Below are 12946 nucleotides of genomic sequence, written 5' to 3' on the forward strand. Positions count from 1 at the left end.
ATTTTAATCATCTTCTCTGTAAAAGCAATCGTTTGCGGAATGCGGTTTTCTTATTGCCGGAATACGCCGGGCTAGAATACCTTGTTAACCATAGGGATAAATGCAAGCCAGAGACGAGGCGACGGGAACCACGATGCCGGTCGTCCTCAGGCGTTGGTATAACGGGTGCGTTCCGGCAACCAGCGGTCGATCAACGCTCTGGCGTGTTCCGGGTAGTGCTCATGGATATGACGCGACACCCGCTGAACCTGCGGAATTAATGCCTGATCCCGCAACAAATCCGCCACCCTGAAGGCGGCGTTGCCGGTCTGACGGGTACCCAGCAGCTCGCCCGGCCCCCGGATTTCCAGATCGCGCTGGGCGATCACGAAACCGTCGTTGCTGTCGCGCAGAACCTGTAGCCGTATCTGAGCCGTTTTACTCAGCGGCGTTTTGTACAGCAGCACGCAGTGGGAGGCGACCGCGCCGCGGCCGACACGGCCGCGCAGCTGGTGCAATTGCGCCAGACCGAGTCGCTCCGGGTTTTCGATGATCATCAGGCTGGCGTTCGGCACATCCACCCCGACTTCAATCACCGTGGTGGCGACCAGCAGGTGCAGCTGATTGGTTTTGAACGCCTCCATGACGGCCTGTTTTTCTTGTGCTTTCATCCGGCCGTGCACCAGCCCGATAGTGAGGTCGGGCAACGCCGCTTTCAGCTCCTGACAGGTGGCTTCGGCCGCCTGCGCCTCCAGCAGCTCGGACTCTTCGATCAGGGTGCAGACCCAGTACGCCTGACGCCCTTCCTGCAGGCAGGCGTTGCGCACCCGCTGGATGATGTCATCGCGCCGGGTATCCGGAATGGCGACAGTGGTAACCGGCGTGCGGCCCGGCGGCAGTTCATCGATCACCGAGGTGTCCAGATCGGCATAGGCGGTCATCGCCAGCGTACGGGGGATGGGGGTGGCGGTCATGATCAACTGGTGAGGATGGAACCCCTGCTCTTCGCCTTTTTCCCACAGCGCCAGCCGCTGATGCACGCCAAAGCGATGTTGTTCGTCGATGATCACCAGCGCCAGACCGTTAAACTGCACCTGTTGCTGAAAAATGGCATGGGTACCAATCACCATTGATACCTGCCCGCTGGCGATAGCCTCTTGCTGGGCCTGCCGCGCCTTGCCTTTTTGCTTGCCCGCCAGCCAGCCGACTTCGATGCCCAGCGGCTCGAACCAGCGGCGGAAGTTGGCGGCGTGCTGCTCAGCCAGCAGTTCGGTGGGCGCCATCAGCGCCACCTGTTTGCCGTGAGCGATGGCCCGCAACGCTGTCAGCGCCGCCACCAGCGTTTTACCGGAACCCACATCGCCCTGCACCAGACGCATCATTGGAAACGACCTGTTCATATCCTGTTCGATTTCCGCCACCACCCGCTGTTGCGCGCCGGTGGGGCTGAACGGCAGGGCGGCCAGCAACTGCTGTTTCAGGTTGTCTTTAGGTTCAAGCGCCAGTGCATGATGACGTTGCGCGCCGGCTCGCACCGCCAGCATGCTCAGGTGGTGGGCCAGCAGCTCTTCCATCACCAGCCGTTGCTGGGCCGGATGTTTGCCTTGCTCCAGTTCAGCCAGTTGTACATCCGGCGGTGGGCGGTGCAAGGTTCGCAATGCATCCGGCAGGCTGATCAACCCGTGGCGCATCTCTTGAGGCAGCAGTTCGTCAATCGGGTGGGTATTCAGCAACTCCAGCGCCTGATCGGTCAGTTTGCGCAGCGTCGCCTGCCGTATGCCTTCGGTGGTGGGGTACACCGGCGTCAGCGTTTCCTGCAGTTCGACCGCAGTGCTTTCGCCTTGTACCCGGTATTCCGGATGGATCATTTCGCCGCCCAGCTTGCCGCGTCGTACTTCGCCATACGCCAGCACGCGCTGGCCCGGCGACAGGCTGTTTTTCATGGCAGCGTTGAAATTGAAGAAGCGCAGCGTCAGCATGCCGCTGCCGTCGCTGATCTGGCAGGTCAACATCCGGCGGCGGCCGAAGCTGATATCGCTGCGCAGCACTTCGCCTTCTACGGTGGCGTACATGCCTGGCAGCACATCGTTAATCAGGTAAAGGTGGGTGCGGTCTTCATAACGCAACGGCAGGTGCAACAGCAGATCCTGCACCGTTTCCAGACCGAGGCGGGCCAGTTTTTCCGCCTGGCTGGCCCCGACGCCGGCAAGGGTGCTCAACGGCTGGGTATGCAGCAGGCGGCTGTCCATTATTGCTCCGTGGATTGCATCGCCGCCCACCAGGGCGCGTCGGCAATCACCTGACCGGTGTGGTCAATGAATGGTCGCGGCAGCCCTTTGCGTCTGGCGACGCGGGCCAGTACCGGGTAACCGCCTTCAAACAGCAGGCGCTGCTGTTCTTCCTCATCCAGCGGACTGTGTTCGCGCCGGTACATTCCGGCCAACTGACGCTGGCGCTGCGCTTCGTACAGAATCAAGGCGGATGCCACCGAGACATTCAGGGATTGCACCATACCGATCATCGGAATGATGATGTCCTGATCGGCGAGTGCCAGCGCGTCGGCGGAGATGCCGGTTTTTTCCTGCCCGAGCAGGATACAGGTGGGGCGGGTGTAATCCACTTCACGGAAATCGACCGCGCTGGCGGACAGATTGGTCGCCAGAATTTGCATCCCCTGCGTTTTCAGGTGGCTGGCCGCATCCTGAACGGTACGGTGGGTTTTGACCTGCACCCAACTGTTGCTGCCCGCAGCGGTGGACACCAGGGTCCTCATGCGGTTGGTGGGCCATACGGCGTGCACCTGATGCACGCCGACCGCATCGGCGGTACGAATAACGGCGGATACGTTGTGAGGCTTGTGCACCTGCTCCATGCACACGGTCAGGTCGGGCTGACGGTTGTTAAGCATTTCGCGGATGCGTGTATAACGTTCTGGGGTCATAACAGGCTAATTTCGGTTACGGTTGACTTTAATCACGTCCGGCATCACGCGGATCTTGCGCATGATATTCGCAAGATGAATACGGTCGCGCGTCGTAAGGCGGATAAAGGCGCTGTACACCCGGCCATCCCGTTCTTCGGTATTAATGCTTTGAATATTGGAGTTTGACGCGCTGATCGCCGCCGTCAGGTTGGCCAGCGCCCCCTGATGGTTGAACATGTCGACCTTGATTTCCGTCATGAATTCCTGCTCGGTCACCTCATCCCACTCCACCGCCATGAATTTCTCCGGCTCTTTCTGGTAGCCACGGATGTTGCGGCAGGACTCATGATGAATCACCAGCCCTTTGCCGGGGCTGACGTGTGCGATGATCGGATCGCCGGGAATCGGGCGGCAGCACTTGGCGAAAGTGATCAGTACCCCGTCGGCGCCCTTGATAGGCAGTTTGCGGATACCGGCGGCGCCGGTTTCGGCGTGTTCTTCCAGCAGATTGCGCGCCACCACCACGCTCATGGCGTTGCCCAGACCGATTTCCGCCAGCAGGTCGTCCAGTGAGGCGAGCTTCATGCGCTCCAGCTCCCGCTGAATATTCTGTTCCGGAATGTCGGACAGTTTACGGCCGCTGCCCAGCGCGTGATTAATCAGACGGCGCCCCAGACTGACGGAGTCGTCACGTTTGAGGTTTTTCAGCATCTGACGGATTTTGGCGCGGGCTTTGGAACTGACCACGAAGTTGAGCCAGGCGGCGTTCGGGCGAGCACCCGGCGCGGTGATGATTTCGATCGTCTGCCCGCTGGATAACGCCTGAGACAGCGGATACGGCTGGCGGTCGACGCGGGCGCCGACGCAGGCGTGGCCGATATCGGTGTGGACCGCATAGGCGAAGTCCACCGGCGTCGCGCCGGCAGGCAGCTCGACGATGCGACCTTCCGGCGTGAACACGTAAATTTCGTCCGGGAACAGATCGGATTTGACGCTTTCGATGAATTCGAACGAGCTACCGGCGCTCTGCTGTAGCTCCAGCAGGCTTTGCATCCAGCGCTGGGCGCGCACCTGCGCCGTAGTGCTGCTGCTTTCGCCTTCTTTGTAAGCCCAGTGCGCAGCGACCCCCATTTCCGCCATCTGGTCCATGTCCTCGGTGCGGATCTGGACTTCAACCGGCACGCCGTGCGGCCCGATGAGGGAAGTGTGGAGCGACTGATAGCCGTTGGCCTTGGGAATGGCGATGTAGTCTTTCACCCGACCGGGGCGCGGCTTGTACAGGCTGTGTACCTGTCCCAGCACGCGATAACAGGTATCCACTTCCCGGACGATTACCCGAAAGGCATAGATATCCATAATCGAGTGAAAGCGCTGCTCTTTCAGGTGCATCTTGCAGTAAATGGAGTACAGATGCTTTTCGCGGCCGCTGACGCGACAGCTGATGCCGGCTTCCTTCAGACGCCCTTCAATCTCGGAAAGGATCTTCTGAATCATCTCTTTGCGATTGCCGCGGGCGGCTTTCACCACTTCTTTGATGACTCGATAACGGTTGGGGTAGAGCGCTTCGAATCCCAGCTCTTCCAGCTCGGTTTTCAGATGATGAATACCGAGACGATGTGCGAGCGGGCTGTAGATTTCCAGCGTCTCCCGGGCGATGCGTCGGCGCTTGTCCGGACGCAGCGATCCCAGCGTACGCATATTGTGGGTGCGGTCGGCCAGTTTGATCAGAATGACGCGGATATCCTGCACCATCGCCATGATCATCTTGCGGAAGTTTTCCGCCTGCGCCTCTTTCTTGTCGCGGAATTTCAGCTTATCCAGCTTGGAAACGCCTTCCACCAGTTCGGCCACGCTTTTGCCGAACAGCTGTTCCATATCCTGATAGGTGGCGGGCGTATCTTCGATGACGTCATGCAACAGGGCGGCCATCAGCGTTTCATAGTCGAGACGCATTTCGGCCAGAATGCAGGCCACCGCCACTGGATGGGTGATATAAGGCTCACCGCTGGAGCGTGTCTGGCCCTCGTGAGCATCACGTGCAACAAGATAAGCCTGCTTGAGGCGCTTTATCTGGTCTTCCGGCAGATAACGCTGAATCAGCAGATTGAGGCTTTCAAACAGATACAAGGGCGACTCGCGACCGAATTCGAATTAACGACGACCTTCAGCGATAGCGGTAACCGCCTGGATTTCCGCTGCTTCCTGCTCCTGCTGCTCCTGACGTTCACGAGTATCCAGAATCTGGCCGTTGATCAGGCCTTCTTCGATCTCGCGCAGAGCGATAACGGTGTACTTGTCGTTTTCTTCCGGAACCAGCGGCTCTTTGCCACCCACCTGGATCTGACGGGCGCGACGAGCGGCGACCAACACCAGGTCAAAACGGTTACCAATTTTTTCTACAGCGTCCTGAACAGTTACGCGTGCCATAGTGTGTACTCCAGTGGGGAAATAAAATGACTGGGCATCATACTGAAAGAGCCGTCAGTCTGCCAATAGTTTGGTGATTAAAGCGTCATGTCGAACTTTCTGACGGCTCAGACGCAGGCGCTCGGCGCGAATGATGGTTTTCAGATCCAGCAGCGCCAGATCGAAATCATCATTCACAATCAGATAATCGTATTCGGCGTAATGACTCATTTCCGCCACCGCCTGTTTCATCCGGCGGGCGATGACCTCTTCACTGTCCTGACCACGACCGCGCAGGCGTCGCTCCAGTTCTTCCTGTGAAGGCGGCAGAATAAAGATGCTGCGGGCTTGCGGCATACGCTCACGGATCTGACGGGCGCCCTGCCAGTCGATATCCAGAAAGACATCGACGCCGGTAGATAACACCTGCTCGATAGCCGCGCGGGACGTTCCGTAATAATTGCCGAAAACTTCGGCATATTCCAGAAAGTCGTCCTCTTCAATCATACGTTTGAATTCATCTACCGGCACGAAAAAGTAGTGTTCGCCGTGGACTTCGCCGGGCCGCATGGCGCGGGTGGTGTGCGAAATGGAAACCTGGGTGTCATACAGCGGCTGCGTTTTCAGCAATGCCTGAATCAAACTGGATTTCCCCGCACCGCTGGGGGCGGAAACAATGTATAACGTGCCTTGAGCCATAGTGAATTCTGTGTCTGATAAAGATGAAAGGAGAGATGCGGCCAGTCGCGCATTTTCCCGCATTATACACGCCGCTGTGTGAACCGTCGCGTGGTGAAACACAGCCTGACTCTCCGCCAGCTGTCTGTCATCCCGTCTCTTTTCATTTTGCGAACCACTTTCCTGCTTTTATATCGGTTGCTGCAACCGGCGCGATGCCGTGCGGCATGCTTCGCATTCCCTTGTCTTTGTGCTCGTATTTCCTGACCGCCTGCGTATTAATGCCCTGGTTTTCGCTCAAGGAGTTTCGCTCAAGGAGGAAAGGCGATGCGATATCGATACGTGCTGGCGGCGGCGCTGTTTGTTGTGAGCGGGCTGGCCGAAGCGGCGTCTTGTCCGGCATGGTCGTCGGCGCGGGCTGAACAGGAGATCGCCCAACTGGGGCAGCAACTGGCGCAGTGGGACAACGCCTATTACGAACAGGGCCAGAGCCCGGTGGACGATCAGGTTTACGATCAACTGCGTCAAACGCTGGCGACCTGGCAAGTCTGTTTTCAGACGGATGTCGGGCGTTTTGCGATAGCTCTGCCTACCACCGGTAAACGGCAGCATCCGGTGGCGCACACCGGCCTGAAAAAGTTGTCGGAACCGGCCGAACTGAAGCAGTGGATCGCACAGCATCATGATTTGTGGGTGCAGCCCAAGATCGATGGCGTGGCGGTGACGCTGGTGTACGAACAAGGGACGCTGGTTGCCGCCATCAGTCGCGGCAATGGCCGGCAGGGCGAGGACTGGACCGACAAGGTGCGCCAGATGAATACGGTGCCACAGCATCTTTCCGGTGTGTCCGGCCGTCAGGTTTTTCAGGGCGAATTGTATTTACAGGTGGCGGGCCACCGTCAACAGCAGGTCGGCGGCATTAACGCGCGGGCGCAGGTGGCGGGTGAAATGCGGCGCAAACAGCCTTCGCCGCTGCTGTCCCGTATTGGCGTATTTATCTGGGCCTGGCCGGACGGCCCGGCGGACATGCCGGCGAGACTGGCGAAATTACGGGAACTGGGGTTTGGGCTGACAGCGGATTACTCGCAACCCGTTTCCTCGCTGGAGACGGCGGCGCAGTGGCGTGAACGCTGGTATCGTGCCCCGCTGCCGTTTGTGACCGATGGCGTGGTGGTGCGCCAGGCGCGGGAACCCGCCGGACGTTACTGGCAAGACAGCCCGGCGGAGTGGGCGGTGGCCTGGAAATATCCGTTGGTGAACCGGGTGACGGAAGTCACCGGCGTCGATGTTGAGGTAGGGCGCACCGGCAGAATGACAGTAGTGTTGCAACTGCAGCCGGTGGTGCTGGATGACAAAACCGTTAGTCGGGTCAATCTCGGTTCGGTATCCCGCTGGCGGCAATGGGATGTGCTGCCGGGGGATCGGGTCAGCGTCAGTCTGGCGGGATTGGGGATTCCCCGGCTGGACGCCGTGGTCTGGCGCGGTGCGGTACGTGAAGCGATAACCGTCCCGGCGTCGTCGCCCTTTGATGTTTTCAGTTGTTTGCAATGGAGCCGGGAGTGCCAGCCGCAGTTTCTGGCCCGACTGGTATGGATGAGCGGGCGCAACGGGTTGTCGCTTAGCGGCATCAGCGAAGCCACCTGGCGGCGACTGACACAGCGCGGCGCGCTGGCCGATGTGGTGTCCTGGCTGGCGTTTGAGCCGGCTCAGTTGGCGGCGGCCGGTGATTTTGGCGAACAACAGGCGGAACGGATTCACCGCCTGTTTCAGCACGCGCGTCGCCAGCCGTTGCGAAACTGGTTGCTGGCGTTAGGACTACCGGTGCCATCCCGCGCCCGGCACGCGCTGGATGGTGCATCGCTCGAACAGTTGCAGCAGCGTTCCGCAGCCGAATGGCAGCAGTTTTCCGGTATTGGCGTTCGACGGGCGCAGCGTATTCGGGACTTTCTGCACCACCCCGATATCGTCCGGCAACTGGCATGGCTTAATGAACAAGGCGTGAAATCATGACGGGAATCACCGGTCTGATGGGAAAGAACAGCGCTTTTCAGCTAATAACCAGAGTGATGAATTGAAAGGAAAAAATAGTCAGAGCAGCAAACAAAAAAATAGAAATAACATGAAAAATCAATTCGGCGATATTTAAAATAAAAATGGCTCCTAATAACGTTTTTCCTTGTTTTTCCGCGCGATTCACTTATTAGCCGAAAGGATAAACAGATTGCTTAAACGATGCTGAACTGTCTGTGTAAAGATTCCACAGCTAAAGGGCGTAATGGCATAAGAAAAAACCGGAATAGGCTGATGGCGCCTGAACTTTCGAACATACCATTGGTCTGTTTACAGGATATTTTACCTCTGGAGTATGGTCTGGAATGAAATCCCTGCTGGCGTTGTCACAATCTAAATTGTCCTGGTTGCTGGCAATCTATATTGGTTTTTTTTGAATCTGCCGGTTTTTTATCGGCGTGTAGATGCATTCCCGTTTTTTACTGAAAATCCGGTCGCCAAATATATTCCCCTGCTGGTGGAATCGATGGCTTGCATTCTGTTTACCTTTTTCCTGATGCGACTTCTGTCGCTCGGCGGACGCCGTTTTTTTCGTGTAGTAGCGTCATTGCTGGTCTTGATTTCAGTGGCCGCCAGCTACTACATGACTTTTTTTAATGTCGTGATTGGTTATGGCATTATCGCTGCGGTAATGACCACGGATATTGATTTATCCAAAGAGGTGGTCGGGCTGTTTTTTGTGCTGTGGGTGGTGGCGCTCGGTATTCCGCCCTTGTTTGTCATCTGGAAAAACCAGCTGCAGCAAACGCTGATCGAACAATTGCGTACTCAGGGACGCCGACGTATCGCGCTGTTGGGACTGGTGGTGTCTGCCGCACTGGTATGGTTGCCGCTACGCTATCTGGATCGGATGAATACCTCGGCGGAGAAACTGTCCAATCAGGATTTGCCTAGTTACGGCGGGGTGGTGGCCCATTCTTATCTGCCGGCCAACTGGTTGTCGGCATTCGGTTTGTTTGCCTATGCCCGTTATGATGAAAATCAGGATGACGACGAGCTGATTGATCCCGGCAAACAGTTTACCTATCAGGCGCCGCCGGGAATCGACGACACTTACGTCGTCTTTATCATCGGCGAAACCACCCGCTGGGACCATCTGGGGTTGCTGGGCTACGAGCGTGATACTACGCCGCAACTGGCGAAGGAAAAGAACCTGTTGGCGTTTCGCGGCCACTCTTGCGACACCTCCACCAAACTGTCGATGCGCTGCATGTTCGTGCGGGAAGGCGGCACCGCCGATAACCCGCAGCGTACGCTGCGGGAAAAAAATATCTTTGCCGTCATGAAATCGCTGGGGTTTACGTCCGAACTGTTCGCGATGCAGAGCGAGGTCTGGTTCTATAACAACATTCAGGCCGACAATTACGCCTTTCGTGAAATGATTGCCTCGGAAAAGCGCAATGAGGGCAAAGCGGTGGATGACATGCTGCTGGTCGATGAAATGTCGCAGTCGCTGATGCGTTACCCTAACGGCAAGCACCTGGTGGTGCTGCATACCAAAGGCTCCCACTATCTGTATTCGATGCGCTATCCGCGCAGCTATGCCCGTTATCAGCCGGAGTGTATGGGCGTGGATGCATCCTGCTCCCGGGAACAGTTAATCAATGCCTTTGATAACAGCGTGTTGTATACCGATGCCTTCATCAAACGGGTAATTGACCAACTGCGCGACAAGAAGGCGCTGCTGGTGTATTCCTCCGATCACGGTGAATCGATCGACGACAACTACCATTTGCATGGCACGCCGCGCCAGCTGGCGCCGCCGGAACAGTTCCGTTCGCCGGTTATGCTGTGGGCTTCGGACAAGTATCTGGCGCAACCACTTAATCAGCAGGCGTTTGAGCAACTACGGGCGCAGCAGCAACAAGGAAAAGTGCTGCGTCATGAGGAGATTTTCGACTCCATGCTGGGGTGTCTGGGATATACCTCGCCGGATGGCGGCATTCAGGAAAAAAATAACTGGTGCAATGCGCCGGGGCGTGAATAACGCCGTTGCCTGCGGGTTGGGACGACGCGCATTCCGGCGGCAATGGCGGTGTTTTTCCACCCTGTCGGACACTTTGTCGCCAACCTGTTGGCTTTTATGAAAAAGGGATTGACGCTATGGTAGGGGCGCAGTAATATGCGCCCCGCATTCGGTGAGTGGCGCAGCCTGGTAGCGCACTTCGTTCGGGACGAAGGGGTCGGAGGTTCGAATCCTCTCTCACCGACCAAATTTTAAAACGGTAAAACCCGGTTACCGTTAACATGAAACTCGCATCCTCTGGATAGCGAGTTTTTTTGTTTCTGCAGCCCGGCGTGGCGATTTTTTCACCTTTCTCTTAGCGTTTCGGGCATATTCATGCCAAATCCTGCTTTATGCCTTGTTTCCCTGCTGTTTTTTCTCACGACGATGCTTTTTCGTTGCGAATATTTTTCCCTGTCTGACGCGCTAATTTTTTGTTTGGCTTCGCCTTTTTATCCGCGATGGCTTATTTCTCCCGGTTTTTACCTTTTTTTACATTTAGGCGGGCCGGCAATCAGTTTCATCACGAAAATATTAAGGGTTTTAATCTGAGAGCAATGATAAAAGGTGAAAAAAACAACACGGATAAGCGGCGCTTTCCCGCCGGGCAGAGGTACTGCTCACGGCGGGGGCGGTTCTATCAATATTTCAGCTGCGCCAGCGCTTTTTCGGCTTCCACGCGGCGGCCCAGATCGGCGATTTCACGTCCCGGGCGGGGCGATGCATTCAGTGCGGAGGTCAGATATTGTCTGGCTTCGCCCTTGCGTCCCGCTTTCAGCAAAAAGTCGCCGTAAAAGAAGTTGGCATCAATGCTGGCAGGATTCATTTTCAACGCGGTTTTCAGGTACTGCTCCGCTTTTTTGTCATCGCCAAACCCCAGCGGCCAGCCCGGAACCTGATAATAGAGCACGCCAAGGATGGTGTAAGCCGCGCCATTCAGCGCATGCGGGTCAAGGGCGATGGCTTTTTCCAGCGAGCTTTTGGCCTGTCCGGCCAGATTGAGCGCTTCCATACCGTCTTTGACGCCGGCCCAACTGCTGTCGACCATCGCCGACCAGATCAGATAATCCGCGCGATCAGGGTGGCTTTCCGCCTGTTCCTGCGCTTGTTGGCTCAATGCGGCGAAACACTCATCTTTGTGGGATGCCAGCGTCTTGTACTGACAGACGGACCATTGCCGGTGGATATCCATCGACGTATCGCCAGCATGGCCCATGTTTACCGTCAGCAATCCACTGAGCAGTAGCATTGCCGCTCGGAGAATCATCTGTGAACGCATAGTCGTATGCGAGCGGATAGTCGTATGCGAGCGGATAGTCGTATATAAGCGGGTAGCCGTATGTGACCGAATTGTCATATCTGATTGGATTGCCATATGTGCCCGGAGAACCATGTGTGATTTCCCTATTTTTTCTGCGCCTTTGCATAATGCTGGATAGCGGCAAGCTGGCGACGAATAGCATTATCCACCACGGCAGGCACCAGCGCATTAAGCCGCACAAACAGTTTTTCCGGCCAACCCAACCAACGACGCACGGTTTCCTGCTCCAGCGCGTTGACCACCTGTTCCGCCACCCAGGCCGGGTTGTCGCTGTGGTAGCCCAGCGCCTGAGTCAGAGCGTTGGTCTTTTGGGCGTGACGGCCGGTATCGATGGATCTGGGAGCCAGATGCAGTACTTTAATCCCTTTAGATGACAATTCGCGATGCAGCGCTTCGCTGAATCCGCGCAAGGCAAATTTGCTGGCGCAATATGCGCTGTATCCCGGGTAGCCGATCCCGTCCAGGGTCGAGCCGATATTCATGATGATGCCGGGCGTGCTGATGCAGTCGAGCAAAGAGTGAGTCAGCAGTATCGGTGCTTCGGTATTAAGAGCAAGTTGCCGACGGATGACGTCGTGGCTCTGCTCTTCAAACAGGCCGAAGGTCGATGTGTCTATGTTGTTAATCAGCACGTCCAGTCTGGCGTTTTCCGGGAAACACTCCGCCAGCGCGTCGCGATCCTGTTCGTCGCACAGGTCCGCCAGCAAAATATTGTGATGACTGGGATCGGGTAACCGATTCTGTAACGCCAGCAGCGCCTTTTCATTACGGCCGACCAGATACAACCTGGCGCCTCTGGCGGCCAGCGACAATGCCAGTTCCTGGCCGGTGCTGCTGCTGGCGCCCGTCAGAAGGATACGTTTATTTTTTAGCTTCATGACATTAGTGCTCCGTGAGGCTGCGCAGCATATCGCCGTACAGCTGATAAACCACATGAGCGGCATGAATTATCGCGGTCTGATCGGCCGAGTCGCTGATGTTGTCCATCCGCGCGGCGAAGACGTTCTGGCATGTTTTCTCCGCCGGATCTTGTGCCTGCAGGCCGTTTATCGTGCCAACAGGCAGGCCCTGTTCCGCTTCTATCTGCCTGACCATATCGGGCGCGATGTTGGCCTGGATGCCTTCCAGTACGTGTATCAGGCCGAAGATGCTCATCGGGTTGTCGCGCTGGATCTGGTCATAGAGGTACGCCGCCATCAGTTCAATCCACTGGGTGGCGGCGTTCTGGCTCAGGGTTTCCGTTTTGCCGCCGCAGGCGCGAATTCTGTGGAGAATCGAGGCCTTGTGGTCGTACTCGGCGTCGATATATTCCTCAATGGCCTCACGCACCCACGCCTGATGCCGGGGAAGACGACCGCTCGCCGCCATCAGCAGCGGTACGGTATAACTGACGTGGTGGTAAGCCTGCGTCAGAAAGGCGATGTACATATCCCCGGTGATGGTTCCCTGACGACAGGCGTCAATGACCGGAGCGGACATCATCAGTTGTTGCGATGTTGATGTTGCGGATTGCAGTTGCTGGTAAAAGCTCATGTCTTACTCCTGAATGGCGCGTTGACAGTCG

9 protein-coding genes, 1 tRNA gene and 1 pseudogene are annotated in these 12946 nt (G+C 56.9%); 3 read left to right on the forward strand and 8 right to left on the reverse strand.

What is annotated here, in order from left to right; translation table 11 throughout:
- Positions 1–146: 146 nt before the first annotated feature.
- From recG to gmk, 5 genes are read right to left on the reverse strand one after another with little or no spacing between them, the layout of a single operon-like run.
- Positions 147–2228 (reverse strand): ATP-dependent DNA helicase RecG, encoded by a 2082-nt coding sequence (gene recG / locus DXXMK7_RS00310; protein WP_038917351.1) that lies wholly within the window; start codon positions 2226–2228, stop codon positions 147–149.
- Positions 2228–2920 carry a tRNA (guanosine(18)-2'-O)-methyltransferase TrmH gene (gene trmH / locus DXXMK7_RS00315; RefSeq protein ID WP_038917352.1) on the reverse strand — a complete coding sequence of 231 codons (693 nt, stop codon included), beginning with the start codon at positions 2918–2920 and terminating at the stop codon, positions 2228–2230. The genes recG and trmH overlap by 1 nt, the downstream gene beginning before the upstream one ends.
- Positions 2921–2926: 6 nt before the next feature.
- Positions 2927–5029, reverse strand: a complete 2103-nt coding sequence (gene spoT, locus DXXMK7_RS00320; RefSeq protein WP_038917353.1) for a bifunctional GTP diphosphokinase/guanosine-3',5'-bis pyrophosphate 3'-pyrophosphohydrolase — start codon at positions 5027–5029, stop codon at positions 2927–2929.
- 24 nt (positions 5030–5053) lie between these two features.
- Positions 5054–5329 (reverse strand): DNA-directed RNA polymerase subunit omega, encoded by a 276-nt coding sequence (rpoZ, locus tag DXXMK7_RS00325; protein ID WP_013315745.1) that lies wholly within the window; start codon positions 5327–5329, stop codon positions 5054–5056.
- 54 nt (positions 5330–5383) lie between these two features.
- On the reverse strand, positions 5384–6007 hold the full coding sequence (gene gmk, locus DXXMK7_RS00330; protein ID WP_013315746.1) for a guanylate kinase: 624 nt from the start codon (positions 6005–6007) through the stop codon (positions 5384–5386).
- 306 nt (positions 6008–6313) lie between these two features.
- On the opposite strand from gmk, the gene ligB reads away from it, so the two are divergent.
- From ligB to DXXMK7_RS00345, 3 genes and pseudogenes are all read left to right on the forward strand, one after another.
- Entirely contained in the window at positions 6314–7996 is a 1683-nt protein-coding gene (gene ligB, locus DXXMK7_RS00335; RefSeq protein ID WP_038917354.1) for an NAD-dependent DNA ligase LigB, read from the forward strand.
- A gap of 365 nt (positions 7997–8361) precedes the next feature.
- A pseudogene (gene eptB / locus DXXMK7_RS00340) lies at positions 8362–10043 on the forward strand (kdo(2)-lipid A phosphoethanolamine 7''-transferase).
- Between the two features lie 149 nt (positions 10044–10192).
- Positions 10193–10269 (forward strand) — tRNA-Pro (locus DXXMK7_RS00345).
- 432 nt (positions 10270–10701) lie between these two features.
- Here the strand turns inward: DXXMK7_RS00345 and DXXMK7_RS00350 are convergent.
- The 3 genes from DXXMK7_RS00350 to DXXMK7_RS00360 all read right to left on the reverse strand — a co-directional run bounded on the left by DXXMK7_RS00350 (position 10702) and on the right by DXXMK7_RS00360 (position 12915).
- Entirely contained in the window at positions 10702–11328 is a 627-nt protein-coding gene (locus DXXMK7_RS00350; protein ID WP_038920739.1) for a tetratricopeptide repeat protein, read from the reverse strand.
- Between the two features lie 137 nt (positions 11329–11465).
- Positions 11466–12260 carry an SDR family oxidoreductase gene (locus DXXMK7_RS00355; protein ID WP_038917355.1) on the reverse strand — a complete coding sequence of 265 codons (795 nt, stop codon included), beginning with the start codon at positions 12258–12260 and terminating at the stop codon, positions 11466–11468.
- A gap of 4 nt (positions 12261–12264) precedes the next feature.
- On the reverse strand, positions 12265–12915 hold the full coding sequence (locus tag DXXMK7_RS00360) for an iron-containing redox enzyme family protein (protein WP_038917356.1): 651 nt from the start codon (positions 12913–12915) through the stop codon (positions 12265–12267).
- Between the last annotated feature and the right edge of the window lie 31 nt (positions 12916–12946).

The organism is Dickeya sp. MK7, from assembly GCF_000406305.1.
Classification (GTDB): Bacteria; Pseudomonadota; Gammaproteobacteria; order Enterobacterales; family Enterobacteriaceae; genus Dickeya; species Dickeya fangzhongdai.